Source organism: Dysgonomonas termitidis (assembly GCF_054657735.1).
Genome location: NZ_BAAHYD010000001.1, coordinates 24,773 through 42,313, shown reverse-complemented (window position 1 = coordinate 42,313; position 17,541 = coordinate 24,773). Strand labels below are relative to the sequence as shown.

Annotated in this window: 16 protein-coding genes and 1 pseudogene; 9 read left to right on the top strand and 8 right to left on the bottom strand. The window is 46.1% G+C overall.

The features are described 5' to 3' along the window. The first annotated feature begins 71 nt into the window (after nt 1-71). The 3 genes and pseudogenes from ACYQ3L_RS00195 (at nt 72) to ACYQ3L_RS00185 (ending at nt 2,814) form a co-directional block, all read left to right on the top strand. Nucleotides 72-381: pseudogene (locus ACYQ3L_RS00195) on the top strand (helix-turn-helix domain-containing protein). A 3-nt stretch (nt 382-384) separates the two neighbouring features. Continuing rightward, nucleotides 385-597, top strand: coding sequence for a hypothetical protein (locus tag ACYQ3L_RS00190; protein ID WP_379994157.1), 213 nt, complete (start codon nt 385-387; stop codon nt 595-597). Between the two features lie 903 nt (nt 598-1,500). Next, the gene (locus tag ACYQ3L_RS00185) at nt 1,501-2,814 is read left to right on the top strand and encodes a phage integrase SAM-like domain-containing protein (protein WP_459952240.1); all 1,314 of its coding nucleotides are present in this window, start codon (nt 1,501-1,503) and stop codon (nt 2,812-2,814) included. 982 nt (nt 2,815-3,796) lie between these two features. Here the strand turns inward: ACYQ3L_RS00185 and ACYQ3L_RS00180 are convergent. The 6 genes from ACYQ3L_RS00180 to ACYQ3L_RS00155 form a co-directional block, all read right to left on the bottom strand. Then, nucleotides 3,797-4,258: a tyrosine-type recombinase/integrase gene (locus ACYQ3L_RS00180; RefSeq protein WP_459952239.1), complete on the bottom strand. Its 462-nt coding sequence runs from the start codon at nt 4,256-4,258 to the stop codon at nt 3,797-3,799. Between the two features lie 651 nt (nt 4,259-4,909). Beyond that, nucleotides 4,910-5,074 (bottom strand): hypothetical protein, encoded by a 165-nt coding sequence (locus tag ACYQ3L_RS00175; protein WP_380000799.1) that lies wholly within the window; start codon nt 5,072-5,074, stop codon nt 4,910-4,912. Nucleotides 5,075-5,150: 76 nt separating this feature from the next. Continuing rightward, entirely contained in the window at nt 5,151-5,621 is a 471-nt protein-coding gene (locus ACYQ3L_RS00170) for a hypothetical protein (protein ID WP_380000801.1), read from the bottom strand. A 478-nt stretch (nt 5,622-6,099) separates the two neighbouring features. After that, nucleotides 6,100-9,252 carry an immunoglobulin domain-containing protein gene (locus ACYQ3L_RS00165; RefSeq protein WP_459952238.1) on the bottom strand — a complete coding sequence of 1,051 codons (3,153 nt, stop codon included), beginning with the start codon at nt 9,250-9,252 and terminating at the stop codon, nt 6,100-6,102. A 2-nt stretch (nt 9,253-9,254) separates the two neighbouring features. Further along, on the bottom strand, nt 9,255-9,638 hold the full coding sequence (locus ACYQ3L_RS00160; protein WP_380000805.1) for a hypothetical protein: 384 nt from the start codon (nt 9,636-9,638) through the stop codon (nt 9,255-9,257). A 14-nt stretch (nt 9,639-9,652) separates the two neighbouring features. After that, nucleotides 9,653-9,967 (bottom strand): hypothetical protein, encoded by a 315-nt coding sequence (locus tag ACYQ3L_RS00155; RefSeq protein ID WP_380000807.1) that lies wholly within the window; start codon nt 9,965-9,967, stop codon nt 9,653-9,655. A gap of 616 nt (nt 9,968-10,583) precedes the next feature. On the opposite strand from ACYQ3L_RS00155, the gene ACYQ3L_RS00150 reads away from it, so the two are divergent. From ACYQ3L_RS00150 to ACYQ3L_RS00140, 3 genes are all read left to right on the top strand, one after another. Further along, the gene (locus ACYQ3L_RS00150) at nt 10,584-10,814 is read left to right on the top strand and encodes a hypothetical protein (RefSeq protein ID WP_380000809.1); all 231 of its coding nucleotides are present in this window, start codon (nt 10,584-10,586) and stop codon (nt 10,812-10,814) included. 403 nt (nt 10,815-11,217) lie between these two features. After that, nucleotides 11,218-12,204, top strand: coding sequence for a helix-turn-helix domain-containing protein (locus ACYQ3L_RS00145; RefSeq protein WP_380000811.1), 987 nt, complete (start codon nt 11,218-11,220; stop codon nt 12,202-12,204). Nucleotides 12,205-12,936: 732 nt separating this feature from the next. Further along, a complete protein-coding gene (locus tag ACYQ3L_RS00140) occupies nt 12,937-13,857 on the top strand; it encodes a helix-turn-helix domain-containing protein (RefSeq protein WP_380000814.1) in 921 nt (306 codons plus the stop codon). Between the two features lie 309 nt (nt 13,858-14,166). On the opposite strand, the gene ACYQ3L_RS00135 is transcribed toward ACYQ3L_RS00140, so the two are convergent. Both ACYQ3L_RS00135 and ACYQ3L_RS00130 read right to left on the bottom strand, forming a co-directional pair. Next, nucleotides 14,167-15,468 carry a phage integrase SAM-like domain-containing protein gene (locus ACYQ3L_RS00135; protein WP_459952237.1) on the bottom strand — a complete coding sequence of 434 codons (1,302 nt, stop codon included), beginning with the start codon at nt 15,466-15,468 and terminating at the stop codon, nt 14,167-14,169. 260 nt (nt 15,469-15,728) lie between these two features. Continuing rightward, nucleotides 15,729-15,923, bottom strand: a complete 195-nt coding sequence (locus ACYQ3L_RS00130) for a hypothetical protein (RefSeq protein ID WP_379993728.1) — start codon at nt 15,921-15,923, stop codon at nt 15,729-15,731. Between the two features lie 192 nt (nt 15,924-16,115). Here ACYQ3L_RS00130 and ACYQ3L_RS00125 point away from each other — a divergent pair, with 192 nt between their 5' ends. From ACYQ3L_RS00125 to tnpB, 3 genes are read left to right on the top strand one after another with little or no spacing between them, the layout of a single operon-like run. Then, nucleotides 16,116-16,787 carry a recombinase family protein gene (locus tag ACYQ3L_RS00125; RefSeq protein ID WP_379993729.1) on the top strand — a complete coding sequence of 224 codons (672 nt, stop codon included), beginning with the start codon at nt 16,116-16,118 and terminating at the stop codon, nt 16,785-16,787. After that, the gene (gene tnpA / locus ACYQ3L_RS00120; RefSeq protein ID WP_379993731.1) at nt 16,768-17,133 is read left to right on the top strand and encodes an IS66 family insertion sequence element accessory protein TnpA; all 366 of its coding nucleotides are present in this window, start codon (nt 16,768-16,770) and stop codon (nt 17,131-17,133) included. The genes ACYQ3L_RS00125 and tnpA overlap by 20 nt, the downstream gene beginning before the upstream one ends. Next, complete coding sequence (gene tnpB / locus ACYQ3L_RS00115) at nt 17,133-17,495, top strand: IS66 family insertion sequence element accessory protein TnpB (RefSeq protein ID WP_459952236.1); 363 nt, start codon at nt 17,133-17,135, stop codon at nt 17,493-17,495. Before tnpA ends, tnpB begins: the two co-directional genes overlap by 1 nt. Nucleotides 17,496-17,541: the final 46 nt, after the last annotated feature.

Sequence of the window (17,541 nt, the reverse complement as noted above, 5' to 3'; positions counted from 1 at the left end):
CTCTACAATGGGATAAGCGGAAGGCTTACTTTTGAAGCAAAGACGAATAAAAACTTTAAAAATAGAATGGAATGGAGATCGTAAACATTGAAGCAAAAACATTTGAAGCGATGCTTTCAAAATTTGAAAATTTCGCTACCCGTATGGAATCTCTTTGCCGCCTGTATGGCGACAAAGATCGTGAATGGATGGATAATCAGGATGTGTGCCTGCTGTTGAATATTTCGCCCAGAACCCTGCAAACGCTTCGGGATAATGGAACGCTGGCATACAGTCAAACCAGCCACAAGACCTACTACAAGCCCGAAGATGTGGAAAAGGCTCTCCCCCTTGGTGGAAGAAAAACGTAAGCAAGCTATTCACAAAGGAAAAGAATTGTAAGTCATGGAAGAGTATCAAAACAACCAAGGTTTCCCTACTGAATGGCTGGGAGCTTGGGAAAGTGTCAACGGCAACCCTGATCTGTATATTTTTCAGGGATACGATGGAAAGTACTATCTACTCGCCTACAGTTATGACAAAGAATGTGAAAGAGGTAGCTTTTCTTGCTATAATATAGACTCTGACGAAGAGGGTTGGTATATACGGGCACACTAACTTTGGCACTGAACTGTACCATGGATTTTTCGATGCGGATACGTCCCGGAATGGGAACTGTTCCGTCTGCTTTCTCCTCATTTCGTTTGAGGTAGAAACTCACTTTTACTTCTTGCATAATTAACTCTTTTACAGATTACAAAATTAACTTTTACAGAGCTAATCAACGATACGCAAAATATTGTGAATTAGCGAATAGAAAACTGATTCAGAGCACAAAGCCTACATAACATAGCCTTGTTTGTCAAAAACGTTCTAAATCATTTACTGTTAGAGGAAAATTCGTTGTTTGAATGGGTTGACACAGTTTAAAACAGGTAATACATTCGTAACGGAACGTCTTCCTAAATACACAATATCTTGCTTTTTTACTGCTTGCAGTGGAGAGTAGAATGATGAAGTTATAACCTATGATTCAGATATTTACGCCGTTTTTCCGTTCTTGCTTTTTGGGTGCTGAGTTTAGAAACGAGCGAAGCGCCTGGATTCGCTTAACTATCCTGCAATACTCAAAGAGCGACTTAATGAATACAAAGATATTTACTACCCAACATTGCAATATAAATATTACCCGTAGAGCATAAATGCATTACGGGTTCATTTCGTTTGTTTTTATGTTCCGGGTTAAATCAGGACTGTTATGAATTATGGCAATTTAAACTAAAACACACTGAATATACAAACAGGAGCTATCGTAAAGGGAATAAAATCTTAACCCAGCGATAAATATCCGGAATAAAATAACCGGAGTCCGCTTGCCTGTCTTACCTTTGTAATCAGACGATCATGAATTAACACCGGCAGGCCCACCGGCCTGATTCCCGGACTGTGCGCCGGTCTGTAGAGGCAAATACAGGGAGGCAAGCCACAAATAATATAATGACACCGATTACGAATTAAATTATGGCCACATTAAAATTTATACTGCGCAGGTCCGTCAGCGGAGCGCGCTGCAAGGGCAGCCTGTGCCTTCGCCTGATCCACAGCCGCAAGGTCAAAGTCATCACCAGCCCTTTCCGGCTTTACCCCCACGAATGGGACGAGGTCAGGCAAAGGGTACATCTTCCTGAAGAGGGCTCCCCGCGCTACCCTTACCTGTGCAAGGTAACCGAAAGCCTTTGCGCTTACGGCGAACAATTCGAAGAAGCGGCCGGGCGGCTGGAGAAATCGGGGCGTTATACCGTTGATGACATCCTTTGCAGTTACCATAGGGAGCATAACCCGGCCAACCTTTCCGGCTTTGCCGAACTGCAGGCCCGGAACCTGCTGCGTGCCGGCCAGGAACGTACCGCCCGTGCTTACCGCACCGTCAGCCGCGGACTCATCACATTCAATAAGGGGCGTGATATCCCCCTGAGCCAGATCAATGCCTGTATGATGAAAGAGTTCGAGGCCTACCTCAAGGAGCGGGGCAAGGCCATGAATACGATCTCTTATTATATGCGTATGCTGCGTGCCATCTATTGGAAGGCCGTCAAGGAGAAACTGATCGATGCCCGGCGTGAGAATCCTTTTGACCATGTTTTCACGGGCTTCCAGAAAACCCGTAAGCGGGCATTGGATCTGGAAAGCCTCCGCGCGCTGAACAGCCTGGATTTTTCGGCTTTACTGGAACGGCAAACCCAGCCGCCTGTAAATGCGCATAAGCAGCTTAAAGAAGCCCCGCGGGAGGATAAAACTACAGACAGGGCCCTTTATACTTCGTGGCGCTACTTTTTCTTTTGCTTCCATGCCCGGGGGATGAGCTTTGTGGATATGGCCTACCTGCGCAAGGAGAATATCCGCCAGGGGGTGATCAGCTACTACCGCAAGAAGACGGGCCAGAAGATCGAGGTGACGGTCACCGCCCCGTTACAGCGCATCATCGACAGCTTCAGCGGCGAGGTACGCTACAGCCCCTACCTTTTCCCAGTCATCCGGGATACGGATAAATCCCCGCGCCTGCAATACGAGAACGGCCTGCGCCTCCAGAATAAACGCCTGAAAAGGCTATCGGCTTTAGCCGGCATCGGGGGTAAATTATCGACCCATGTCTCGCGCCACAGCTGGGCGACCACCGGGAAGAAACAGAACCTGCCGCTGTGGGTTATCAGCGAGGGCCTGGGGCATTCCTCCGAGAAGATGACCTATACCTACCTGGCCTCCTTCGACCGCTCGACCCTTGACCGGGCCAACGAGCAGATCGCCCTGGCTTTGGCTGCACCGCCGTCCGTTTGAAACAGGTTTATGTGCCTTTACAAACAAAAACTATACTGCATATGCCGGCAATTTATCCGTTATGATATATAACGGAACATATTTTTATTATTTCTACCGGAATAGAAAAGATTAATTTTTATTTGTAAGCCTGTTTTTACTGAAAGGAGGAAAATAGCAGCTAATTTTGAAACGGGCAATACAAAACCTCCCGTTTTACCTTAGTTTTATCTGTTCATCTTGACATCTGACACTTGCCAGGTGCCGGAACTTGTTTGTTTAATGCATATAAACAAATACAAAATTAGACGTTAATATCCTATAAAGCATTACCCGTTTTTACCTGTTTATATCCCATTTTGTTTCTGTCCATTTCTTTTCCCGCGACGCCTTTATGTATATCTTAATTGAGCTGCCGGCATGTTCTGTAGAATGTAGATGCGGGTACAGATCCGAATTCCGGCATAGTTCACTCAAGTCCGGCAGTCCATGTGTCCGTTAAGGTAGGATAATTTCATATCCGGTTGGTATTGAGCTTGTTTAATCTATGTTTAATGAGGCTGTCGCTGTGCCAGGCCGGTTTTCATTCAGGGAATATAGTGCATATCAATTAATTAATAGCCTGTCGCCCTTCCGTTTTCCGGCTGGCGGGGAGTCCTCCTGTTTAACGATTTGTGTCAGCAATTATCCCTTGCATTTATTTACTATTCATAATTTATTAATATACAGGTAATTGAAATCCAGCCTATATGCCATCCGGCACCTGGCAAGTGTCAGATGTCAAGATGAACAGATAAAACTAAGGTAAAACGGGAGGTTTTGTATTGCCCGTTTCAAAATTAGCTGCTATTTTCCTCCTTTCAGTAAAAACAGGCTTACAAATAAAAATTAATCTTTTCTATTCCGGTAGAAATAATAAAAATATATTCCGCTATATATCATAACGGATAAATTGCCGGTGTAATGCAGTATAGTTTTGTTTGTAAAGGCATATAAACCTGTTTCAAACGGACGGCGGTGCAGCCAAAGCCAGGGCGATCTGCTCGTTGGCCCGGTCAAGGGTCGAACGGTCGAAGGAGGCCAGGTAGGTATAGGTCATCTTCTCGGAGGAATGCCCCAGGCCCTCGCTGATAACCCACAGCGGCAGGTTCTGTTTCTTGCCGGTGGTCGCCCAGCTGTGGCGCGAGACATGGGTCGATAATTTACCCCCGATGCCGGCTAAAGCCGATAGCCTTTTCAGGCGTTTATTCTGGAGGCGCAGGCCGTTCTCGTATTGCAGGCGCGGGGATTTATCCGTATCCCGGATGACGGGGAAGAGGTAGGGGCTGTTACCGGATTCCCCGCTGAAGCTGTCGATGATGCGCTGTAACGGGGGGGTGACCGTCACCTCGATCTTCTGGCCCGTCTTCTTGCGGTAGTAGCTGATCACCCCCTGGCGGATATTCTCCTTGCGCAGGTAGGCCATATCCACAAAGCTCATTCCCCATTAAATGGTGGATAATAAAAAAACGTCTCAAAAATAGGCGTTAATTTTATGTATAAGGCTGGTTGTCAAAGCAGTGGCGTATATACGTCGTCATATGTCATCCTATGACATAGACAAAGGAAATTAGAACGGATTGTGAATGACTCTGAATTGAAGAAGTGGTTGATGAAAGAGAAAAGTAAGTACAAACGATAGGAGTATTGAAAATGCGGGGATTCCGTCAGATTATAGGCAAGCAGAAAGCAGTTTGGGAAACCAGGTTTTTGGATGAAGGGAAAAATTTACTTCAATATGATATAACTATCATAGGTCAAGTAAGGATTTTTATGAAGAAGATAAGAAAGTCTTTTTAAATGAGAGAATTACTGGCACAGACTTACATTTATATGAACTTGATGAAAGTATATCTGCTCAAAGTTTTTATTCTGAATATTTCACTGAATATATTGCGACGAAACTGTATGTTCGATATAATGGCTGTAAAAAGATTGTTTGTGATATATATATATGAACTTCAATAGCGGATATTTTTTATATGCGCTATCTACAGAAATATTATTTTTATATTGTTCTTACGTTTGCAAATGGAGCATTGGCGATATATGGTATAGGATTTAACCAAGACCCAATCTAAGTATCGCATGCTGTTTGCAGGGAAAGGAAGCACATCAAAACGCCGCCCAGGCGGTACAGGTAAACCATGCCTGTGTTTCCGGCTTCACGGGCAAGTATCGCATCCAGGCCGAGACCGGACGCTTCGTCCGCTATATCCTTTTTTAATCGTAGTGCATACATCTTGTCCTTATTATTGGTTTTGTTTGTTTTCCTATGGCTTTGCTCCGGTAACTCATACACCGTCCGGGGCCAACCATCAATACCTGAAACCGGTAAAATGAACGATAACGAATTCCCTCTCGTCATACTTGTCGAGGAACTCCAGGAAGTCGTTACAGGCCAGCCCTTCATTGCCGGCTACCGTTTCCACAGCTACGGGTTTCCCTTCGACCAGTATCTTTTGCGATGCCTTGGCGTACCGGGCACGCTGTGTATGCAGCGTCTTACATTTTGTAATCGGATAATAGACCTTACCTGTCGGCCTGTCTTCCAGATATACGATGCGTGCACAGTAACCGCCCGTAGCCAGCTTCCGGCAGGCGTCTTCCCAAAAGATAACCCCGCTCTTGAGGGCATGGATCTTCCCCGGTGGGAGGATACCCTTGATCTTACTGGCAAAATGTGTGTCTTCCCCGTACCTGCTATGCCAGGTCGGAAAGGTATCGAGTACGGAAAGAAGGATCTGCTTTTCCATGCCCAGCAGCCTCCTCAGCTTGTTAAGTAGCATTTTGTGCTTCGTTTTTTGGTTATATTACTTTCTATTTTCTTACTTTTTTTCTCTCTCCTTTCGCTGTTTGCTAATGAAAGAATCCTGTAGGGAAAACAAATCCCCTACAGAATAATGATTGATCTGCCAGGGTGTTAAGCAGGTAAAATATTTTATTACAAGCTGTTAATCCTGTTTTCCGTTGCTTTGGCAACAGATTTCCCTGTTTTGTAAAAGCTCCGGTTCACGGAAATTGCATGTAACTAGCATTTAATCAGTATTTTATATTTATTCCCGCTTTTCAACTCCTTTTTTGTTTTAATAGGGTGTCTTTCAAACACCCTATTCGGTTTCGTGTACCTACGGCTGCTCCACAGGGGTAGAAATCTGCTGCCCTATAGGGTTGAGGATTTTGTTTATAGTTTTATATAAAACTGTTATTTAATTCATCCACCCTTCATTAATCTAAGCATATATCTATGTCACAAAGGCTTCTAAATCAAAAAGTATCTCGAGTAAAAATCCATACATTCTGCACCCCACCGCTAAAATTCACTCGTATGTTACCAGTGTGCGCACCTCCGTAATATTGGTTTATCACGGCAGGTGTTAATAAAACGTATGCCATTTGTATGGTTCTACCTGCATGAGTTCTCGTGACCACAGAATGTGGGACGGTTTGGGAGCCGACCGATGAAATTGCTGTGAATACAACACCTGAGAGCGCGGCCCCATTGGTTAGTGCAACCCCGAAGCCCACGTAATTACCAGCTTGGATAGACACTTGGTACTGCTGCCAGTATCCCATAGCGTATTGCCCCCAGCCAGTTGTGGCAGAGATGTTTATGCTAGCGGTTGCTGATACTGCAGTACCCCAACTACAGGTTGCATTATATGGGCGAGCGTAGTATGTGGTGGTCACGGAGAGCGTAGGCGTGGTAAAGCTGGTTCCGGCGTTTGAAGTCGAAGTGCCGGTGGGTGATGTTTGCCAGTAAATGGTGCTTCCAGCCGATACTGTTGCGCCTAATTTGACCGTTCCCGGACTGGTTCGGCTACCACCCGTTGTAGAGTTAATCGCGTTTAGTATCACGGTTGCCGTCACTGCAGAACGGGCAGATTCACCTCCTGCATTGACCGCGGAAACATAATATGTTTTATTAGCGCTCAATGACGGAGTAGTAAACGTGTTATTAGTGCTTAAGATGGTTGTCGAAGATGCAGTTTCGTACCAGCGAACGGAACTGCTCGAGGTAGCGCTCAAGTTCACGGTGCCGGCGCCGCATCGCGATCCCGGCGTTGTCCCGGTAATCACTGGGGCATCTAAAACAGTAACGGTATACACGCCGCTTGGCACCGGACTGCCGGGGCATTCGCTGTTGTCTGCCTCACAGTAGAAATAGTATGTTCCCGCGGCTGAAGGGGTGAAGGTATAATTAGTCAGTGTCGCCACGGGGTCGATAGCCGTTCCCCCCGTGTTGGAGGCTGACCCGTTGCTGTACCATTTGTAATTTGCTACAGGAGACCCCTCGCTGAACGAAGCCGATACATTCCCCAGGGTTACCGCTACACCTGTAACCGTTGTCCTGGCTGTCGGGCCCGAAGGCGTCACTGCGGTCACAACGGCACAGTCGTTTCCTACGGTAACGTTGAGAGTGCCGACTCCGATCCCGCAGGCGTTTGTTACCCGGGCTGTCAGGGTATTCGACCCCTGCGCTTTGTAACGGACAAGGGCATAGGAATATCCGGTTCCTCCCTGCAGCAGTTCCGCTATATCAGCCGGTATGTCCCATTCATAGCCCGTAGCCGGGCCGAAGTTGATGGCAGCGTTATAGGTGATCTCATCACCCAGGTTAGCCTGCCCCGGTGTAGTCGACGATGAGTTCAGGGTGACCACAGGGCTGGCGGAGCTGACCGCCGGTATATTGACATGCGCCATCGGGCTGGTACAGCCTTCGGTCACCGTGGCATAATAATCGCCTCCTTCGGTCACCGTAATCGTCTGGGTGTTCCCGATCAGTGTGTTATCCTTATACCAGGCATAGGTGTAAGTCCCCGGATTGACGGGCAGTACATTCAGTATGGCCGTACCCGAACAAAGGACGGTATTGCCTTCTATTTTAGGCGTTGACGGTATTGTCCCCGTGCTGATTGTCTCCACGGATAAGGCCTCCTGCGCGCAACTGCCCGCAAGGGTGGCCCGGCAGCGGATGACTACCGATGGTACTCCCCCGGGTACATTGTACAACAGCGAACGGCCCGTGCCGATCTGCGTATTGTTCTCATACCATATATAGGTGTATGAAGCATCGAAGGTTCCGGCCGTCACGCTTAGCAGTATCGTGCTGCCGGCGCAGAAAGCGCCTCCCTTGTCGACCACAGGCGTGGTCAGGGAAGTTCCCGTACTGGAATCTACCGTGACGCTCTCTGTCGGGGATTTCCGGGACAGGCAGTCACCATCCTGTACCACGGCGAACCAGTCGCCCACGCCTACGGTCACCTGTGTACCGGTTATATTGTCCGTTCCGTTGCTGCCGTCCTGCAACACCCCGTCTTTGAACCAAAGCACGGTTCCCCCGCTGTTCGGGTTCATGGCTACCAGTTGGGTCGTACCTCCCGGCCCGCAGACCTGGCCGTTATTGCCCAGGACTACCAGGCTGGGCGCCAGGGGCGCGCCCGTACCGTCCCTGGTTACGGTCACTGCATTATCGTCCCGCTGGTTACAGCCTACCGCACCCATATGTATATCGTAGCGTCCTTCGCGGGTCACTTCCAGGAAGTTCACCCCACGGGCTATCTCTATGCCGTTGAGCGTCCAGATCAGGACGTCCAGGTTAGGCGTATCAGCCGGAACCGACAGGTAAACGGCGCCGCCCGCACAATAGGAAAGCGCGGTGCCGGCAGGGGTAGCGGTAATGGCCGGGGCTTCCCCCAGGGTATCGTTACAGGCCTGCCCCTGCTGTATGAACAGGAAGTCTTTGGACAGACCCGTACAACTGCTGGTCACCCGTACGACAACCGTGCGCTGACGGGTGGTATTGTTCTCCCGGAAGGTGATACGGAAACGCCCGTCTGATTCATCCACGTCGGTCAGGGCGGCGTAATCCCCGCCGATGATGATCGCGAAGTTGAACGGCCCGTTGACGCAATCGGGGTCAGTCACCTGGAATTCATCGTCACAGCCCGTACCGTCGGCCAATACGTCCGGACAGGGATCAGGGTAGATGGTGAGCTGCGAGTTGCCTTCGCAGAGGCTCACCCAGCGCGTGGCGTTCCAGTATTCATAGCATTTGGTATCCAGGTTGAAGATGGCAAGACCCTCAGCGGCCGCCGCTTCTTCGGGGGTAACACCCGGCCCCCCGGTGATAACCGGGTTGTCTGTGGCTGTCCCTAAAAAGTAGTCGCGCCAGGCGTCACGCTCGGCGGTGTACAGTTGTGGCAGGCGCAGGCCCCCTTTTGTATCGACGGTGGAGACTTCCAGTACCGAAAAATCCCGCGGAGGCGTACCGTCGCCGACGGTCACCTGGGAGCGCGCGCAAAATGCGCAGGCGGACAGCAGTATCAGCAGGGCCATCCGCAAAACAGGTAAATTCCTTATGTTCTGTTTCTTTTTCATTTGATAATTAATTATATATGTATCGTTATTAAAGTCCATTATTAAAGTTCATAGCTTACTTTCTGCCATTTGTCACCGTCCCATACATACAGGCCTTTGGGAAGGGAACTGTCCCCACCCCCGGTATGGAAGACCAAAAGGCCGGCAAGGCTTTGGCTCCGTTCACTGTAATCTCCCGACTGTTTATCGGCGTAAGGCGACAGGTCGTCGCTGCTTTTTAGCTGTACACGCGAGAGGATGATGCCTCCCGGAAAGGAGCTCACCATGGGCTTGTCAGGTACGGTAGGCTTTATCGGGGCAGCTACAGGCCGGCTCCCCGCGGGGATGGATTTGTTACCGGCTCCCTTACCGTCACCGGCATGCAGGATGACGCAGAACTGGATAGCCAGGAGCGTAGTTAAGGTTTTCATGTTAATCTGTTTCATTTTTCTTTAAAATTTTATATTATCAGACTTTCTTTATTTACTCTTTGTCCTATACTTTTTATAGATAAAGGATTGTTGTAAAAACAAGGGAGACGACGCGCCGCGGCTTTCACAAGCGGCAGCACGGCGGATACAATTACAAGGCAATGAATAAAGCAATTTGCAACGCAAACGCCTCCCCGCAGGATAAGATCATCCCGGCTGTTTATTAATGTATCTGATAACAGGTGTGTAAAACGCCGCAGGGACAATAATATCCTGTGACGAAAGACGAATGCCAGCCACTGCCTGAGCCGTTCCTGTACCCTGTGAATCAATGATATGTGCATTTTATTCTGTTTGTTTTGCGCAAAGGATTTAACCGGGATTTTTAAAATTTTATTCTTGTTACTTTATTCTGACACTTGGTGAGTGTCGGATGATATATTGATCGGATTGCAATTGTCTGTATATTAACAAATTAGAAACTAAAAATAAATACGAGGGATAATTTCTGACACGAATCGTTAAACAGGCGGGCGCCCGCCGGCCTGAAAAAAGGAGGGCAACAGTCCATATAACTTATTGATGACCAATAGCCTTTCCGGGGGAAAACCCGCCAGACTCAGCAATAGCATCATTAAACAAAGATTAAACAAGCTCAATACCAACTGAATATAGATTTATCACACCTTAACGGACACATGGCTTTGCAGGAATTAAGCTCAGGATTCGGTTAAACATCCGAATCCGCATTCAACCGCTCAAGATTTCATAAAAAGTAGATAGTTAAAATACTGTACGGGCAAATATGGGATATAGACAGGTTAAAACGGGTAATGATTTATAGGGTACTAACGCTTAATTTTGTAATTATTTTTATGCCTTAAATAGGCAGGTTCCGACACTCACCAAGTGTCAGATATCAAGATGAACAGACAAAACTAAGGCACAACGGGAGGTTTCGTGTTATCCGGTGCAAAATTAGCTGCTATTTTCTTCCTTTCAGTAAAAATAGGCTTACAATATATAAAATATGCCCTGCCATATAAAATGGCGGGTAAGTTGCTTCCCGGAGGAATGGCCCAGGCCCTCGCTGATAACCCACAGCGGCTGGTTCTGTTTCTTGCCGGTGGTTGCCAGCTGTGGCGCGAGACATGTGTCGATGATTTCCCTGCGTCGCCGGATGAGAAATAAGACAAAAACAGATTAGGGCTGAAGAAATATCCGGATCAAAAGTTGCGCAATTCGCATATATTAAAAACAAAAAGATATATATGGGTATTAAAAATCAACAATATGATATATATTTGCGGTATAAAATTTTATCTACATTTAAAAGGCGAAATAACCTTAATAAGATTTAATTTTAAACTTTCCTGCAATTAATAATGAAATATTATTAGTTTACCTTTACACATATAAAGATGATAAAAAAACAGAGGTGATTATCGCCACCTGTGTTTCGGAGGTTTACTGAATTTTCGTTGTTAAATAAAACAACCCTTTGTCATTAAATGTTATTCTATTTATATGTTTTTATTTTTATATACCAATGATACAGTTACTGTCAAAAACCGGATATACATAATTTTTAACCATGGTAAAAAAGCACATAGACCATACGACTATAAACAGTTGTTTAATAAATGAATTATTAGAACGCATTCCTCAAAACAAATTGTCAGATAAGATTGCGGAGATTCTCGGTTATTCCCGGGATGCAGTCTACAGGCGAATCCGGGGAGAAGTGCCCTTCACATTTAACGAAGCAATGCAAATTGCCCAGAAAACAGGGATATCCCTGGATAAAATAGTCCATCCGGAAAGTGAAAATAATGTCGTATTTTCGCTTAATTATAAGGAATACTCGGACAACTTTATCAATACTTACCATAAACAACTGGAAACGTCCATAGCCCACTTTAAGCATGAGGATACATTCCTGAACGCATCTATGAAGCTGGCATATAACATTGTCCCCGCTTCTTTTTATCTGAAATACAACACGCTGGCGAAATTCGTCATATTTAAATGGATGTATCAGGCAGATGCGAATTTTTCCTTTGATTCCCTGTCGAAGCTGATACTGCCAGAGGAGACACATTCACTTATGATGAGACGATTATATATGTTACATTCGGTTGATAATAACGAGTACATTTTAGACAGGCATATATTCCAGTCGTTTGTCGATGATATCAAATATTTCGTCCATATCGGACTTATTACAAGTGAGGAATTGCGTGATTTGAAAAACGAATTATACTCGATGCTCAGCCAGATTGAAACGATAGCCACAACAGGCATATTCCCCACCGGCAAGCGGATTAAGATTTATATTTCGGAAATTGATTTTAATTTTTGCTACTCTCTTTTTAAGTCGGACTTTTTCGAATACAGCCGGGTCCGTTTATATGACCTGGACTTTTTGTATACCCATGATTCATCAATTTACCGGATGCATAGTTTCTGGATAAGCACCCTTAAGAAATATTCAATACTGATTACACAAAGCGGAGAAATATTCCGGGCAAAATATTTTAAACAACAAAGGGAAATCGTCGATGCTTTAAGCGAAGAATAGTAAATTTTTCACGCTACCTTTCCGACTACACTGCTTAAAAGAAACGGAGCATAGTCACTCCTTCCATTATACAATCAAATAAGTTAACAATCAGATATTTGGCAACCGATATTAAAATAATACCGGTTGCCCAAACCTGAACTATATATTCGATATAAGCAAATAATCAAAAGTATATATTCTTAAAACGCAAATATAATGGATTCTATTTTATGAAAACTACTTTGTAAATCATATATCTATTCTATTTGCGATATAATTATCCATAAATATCAGATAAGCTGATACGAAATACGCATATCGAATAATTTACAAAATTAGCAACTTTGATAGTGAATATTGTATACATAATCAATGAGTTATCTGCTAAAATTGAACTTTTTTTGTAAAAAGTAAACATTCAGTGTGATAGCAGTGTGAAATAAAAAAATAGCTTATGATTACAACTCAGTGGAGATATATACCTATATGTAACCGGAATATTTCAGGCATCGGGTAAGTGACGGGTTGCATTTAAACAGGATTACAATTATCTGTATTTATACATTAACAGATATAAAATAAAGATAAAGGCAGGTCTTTCATACAAATTGTTAAAAAATGTAAGTTTCCACCGGGATAAGAACAGGAGGCAGCGCAGCTTTTAATATATTGATAACCAATACTTTTCTGAATTGTAAATCACGCTTACACACAAACAACTTAATTAAACAGACTCAAAACCAACCGGATATGGAATCATTACACTTTAACGGACACATTGCCTGCCAGACTTGCCTGAACTATGCCAAGGGAGCCAGGCCGGCCATTGAAACCAAAGAAATAAGTATCGGCAGCCACAATGAACAACAGGCCCTGCAGAGTAAGATTATCTTCCTGCTCAGGGGGGAGATCACCTATTCCTTCGGGATGTACAACAACCGCCGGATGCGCTGCGGGCAGATGCTCTACCTGCCTGTAGGCTACAACTTCAGCTACAGGGCTGAATCCGGAGCCCTGCTCCTGTTTATACGCCCTTACTGCAAGCTGCAGTTCTGCGATAGCTACAGGCTGGAGAACCTGGTACACCGAAGCCCGGCAGCGCAGGTTCCCCTGAATACGCGGAAGGAGTCCCCTTATCTGCTGGAAATGAAGGAAACCCTAAGGGGTTATACGGATATGCTGGTCTACTGTATACGCAAAGGACTCTGTTGTGGTTATTACAATGAGCTGAAAATAAAGGAATTGCTGTACCTTCTCGGAGAGTCTTACACAAAAGAGGAACTAGGGTTGTTCTTCTACGAAGCCCTGAGCAGCGACTCTGACTTTTCCCAATACATCATGGACAATTACCACAATTACCACTCCCTTACCGAACTGGCTGCTGCCATGAATATGTCCCTCTCGGGCATAGAGAAACGCTTCAGGAAGGTATTTAATATATCCGGGTACAAGTGGATGAATGAGCACAGGGCTAAAAAAATATACCATGCCCTTTGCTCCGGCGACCATAACCTGAAAGAATTAAGCTCCGAATTCGGTTTTGCATCCGAATCCACATTCAACCGCTTCTGCAAGCAGCGCCTGGGCCGGACGCCGGGTGAGATACGGCAACATAACAGGCAGGGGTACGAAACAGGTAAAGAAAGCGTAAAAATGGATAATCGTATTTGAGGCAAATCAGAAGAAATAACACCCAACTTTGTAATTGTTTATATGCGTTAAATAAACGTGTTCCGACACTTGGTATGTATTAGGTATTGATATGAACAGGCTAAATTAACGCAAAATGAGAGAATTTGTGTTGTCCGGTTCAAAATTAGCTGCTATTTTCTTCCTTTCCTTAAAAACAGGCTTACAAATAAAAATTAATCTTTTCTATTCCGGTAGAAATAATAAAAATATGCTCCGTTATATATCATAACGGATAAATTGCCGGTGTAATGCAGTATAGTTTTGTTTGTAAAGGCACATAAACCTGTTTCAAACGGACGGCGGTGCAGCCAAAGCCAGGGCGATCTGCTCGTTGGCCCGGTCAAGGGTCGAGCGGTCGAAGGAGGCCAGGTAGGTATAGGTCATCTTCTCGGAGGAATGCCCCAGGCCCTCGCTGATAACCCACAGCGGCAGGTTCTGTTTCTTCCCGGTGGTCGCCCAGCTGTGGCGCGAGACATGGGTCGATAATTTTCCTTCGATGCCGGCTAAAGCCGATAGTCTTTTCAGGCGTTTATTCTGGAGGCGCAGGCCGTTCTCGTATTGCAGGCGCGGGGATTTATCCGTATCCCGGATGACTGGGAAAAGGTAGGGGCTGTAGCGTACCTCGCCGCTGAAGCTGTCGATGATGCGCTGTAACGGGGCGGTGACCGTCACCTCGATCTTCTGGCCCGTCTTCTTGCGGTAGTAGCTGATCACCCCCTGGCGGATATTCTCCTTGCGCAGGTAGGCCATATCCACAAAGCTCATCCCCCGGGCATGGAAGCAAAAGAAAAAGTAGCGCCACGAAGTATAAAGGCCGCTATCTAACGGTGACGATCCTTCCGCAGGCTCACAGGTATCCGCCTTCCGGAGGGTCTGCTGTTCCAGTATAGCCGAAAAGTCCAGGCTGTTCAGCGCGCGAAGGCTTTCCAGATCCAATGCCCGCTTACGGGTTTTCTGGAAGCCCGTGAAAACATGGTCAAAAGGATTCTCACGCCGGGCATCGATCAGTTTTTCCTTGACCGCCTTCCAGTAGATGGCACGCAGCATGCGCATATAGTAAGAGATCGTATTCATGGCCTTGCCCCGCTCCTTGAGGTAGGACTCGAACTCTTTCATCATACAGGCGTTGATCTGGCTCAGGGGGATATCACGCCCCTTATTGAAGGTGATAAGCCCGCGGCTGACGGTGCGGTAAGCACGGGCGGTACGTTCCTGGCCGGCACGCAGCAGGTTCCTGGCCTGCAGTTCGGCAAAGCCGGAAAGGTTGACCGGGTTATACTCTCTATGGTAGCTGCAAAGGATGTCATCAACGGTATAACGCCCCGATTTCTCCAGCCGCCCGGCCGCTTCTTCGAATTGTTCGCCGTAAGCGCAAAGGCTTTCGGTTACCTTGCACAGGTAAGGGTAGCGCGGGGAGTCTTCTTCAGGAAGATGTACCCTTTGCCTGACCTCGTCCCATTCGTGGGGGTAAAGCCGGAAAGGGCTGGTGATGACTTTGACCTTGCGGCTGTGGATCAGGCGAAGGCACAGGCTGCCCTTGCAGCGCGCTCCGCTGACGGACTTGCGCAGGATAAACTTTAATGTGGCCATAATTTAATGCGTTATTGGTATCATATATTATTTGTGAACCTCTCTGTAATTTGTCCCTGAAGACCGGCGCACAGTCCGGAAATCCGGCCGGCGGGCCTGCCGGTGTTAATTCATGATCGTCTAAGCACAAAGGTAAGACAGGCAAGCGGACTCCGGTTATTTCAGCCCGGATATTTATCGCTGGGATAAGATTTATTCACGTTTATCCAATAACCCCATGTCCTTTTATTGTATATAACGTATAATCCATATTATTCAAATTAATCCTTGATCAGATGTTTTAAATTATCATCCTCTTTTATCCGTTTTATTTCCCTTTCCACAATCAGCTTAGCCTCTTCCCTGACACGATCGTAATTGGCCCGGATCTCCTGTTCCATCGTATCGATACCTTCTTCATTCATAAAATCGGTCAGGACAGGAATTTTTTGATATGCTTTTGTTTCGGCAACCACCGCAGCATTATCAATAACAATTTCCGCATGGAATATCTTTTGCCCGATCCGTTCATCAAAATTATCGGAAACAGCACCGTAAGCATTCGGTTTTCTACATCTTGTAACCTCATTTGAAGGTCTTTATCTTTGACCTGTTATATTTTACGGAAGTCTATAACGCAAGTTAGACGACCGTTTAGTTTATGTAAAATGGCAGAAGAAGAGACTAAAACTTATATTGCATATCTCAGACAGAGTACAAAGAAACAAGAAGTAAGTGGGCTTGGTATAGCAGCACAACGAGAGATAATAGAGACCTACTTAAAAGGTGCCTCTATTCTTGAGGAATATATAGAAACCGAGACAGGAAAACGTAGTGACCGTCCCAAGCTCATGGCTGCACTTGTATTATGTCGTCAAAGTAATTCCATCCTAATTTGCGCTAAACTTGATCGTTTATCAAGGAATGTGGCTTTTACCAGTCGGCTATTGGAAAGTGATGTAGAGATTGTCTTTTGCGATTTTCCCCAAGCAAATCGTTTGATTCTACACATCATCAGCTCCATTGCGGAGTATGAAGCAAAATTAATATCCGAGCGTACAAGACAATCATTAAAAGCCAAGAAAGATAGTGGAACAAAGCTGGGTAAACCTGAGAATCTATTAAACAACCATGACAAAGCCATTAGACGAAGTGTTAAAACCAATCAGGATAAGGCGCTTCATAATCAAAATAACAGGCGTGCAACAGCCCTTATCTCTATGATGAAAAAAGAAGGTAAAACTTATACTCAGAGTAATAGTTCGGGTAACCGCGTCTTGCAAAGCCGTACGCGAGTCCTTACCTTTGAGGAAAAAACCTATGGAAGCGAACGAATATGAGCGAGGTGTGATGTTGAGCGAAGCCGAAGGCTTTGCCATGATAGAAAGTTTTTATACAAGTAGACGTGGAGCAGAAGCGTGGTACAGAGGCTTGGGCATGTCCAAGCATACATTCTATAAGTGGAAGCACCGCTACGACGCCTTGCATGCAGAGGGAGCACCGGCGGAGCCGGCAGCAGAACCGGAGCCCTGCCGTCTGGTACCTGTCAGGATAGTAGATACGCCCTCCGGCGAAGTTGTCCGGGGTATAGAGGTGCGCTACCCGAACGGGGTGGTACTGGCCCTTCCGGCTGAGCCGGGCATCGGAATGGGCCAGCTGGCCGAACTGCTAAAACTTAAAGTCTGATGTTCAGCCTGGGAGAAACGGATAAGTATTACTTATATTCGAGTGCCTGCGACATGCGCAAAGGCTTTGACACGCTGCCGGGAATCGTCGCCTCTGTTATGCGGCATGACCCGGCCAGCGGCGAAGTTTTTATCTTTCTTAGCCGCAGCCGGCGAACGCTGAAATTGCTACATTGGGAAAGCGGGGGTTACGTTATCTATCACAAGCGGCTGGAGAAAGGACAGTTCAGCCGCCCCCATTATGATGAAAAGACAGGTTGTTACCGCTTAAAGTGGGTTGAACTGGTGATGATGACCGACGGTATCAGCCTGGAAAAAGTAGTGTACAAAAAAAGATACGAAAAACCCGTCGAAACCTTATAAATAAAAGGATTAACGCTTGTATATCCGGTAAAAAATGTGTATCTTT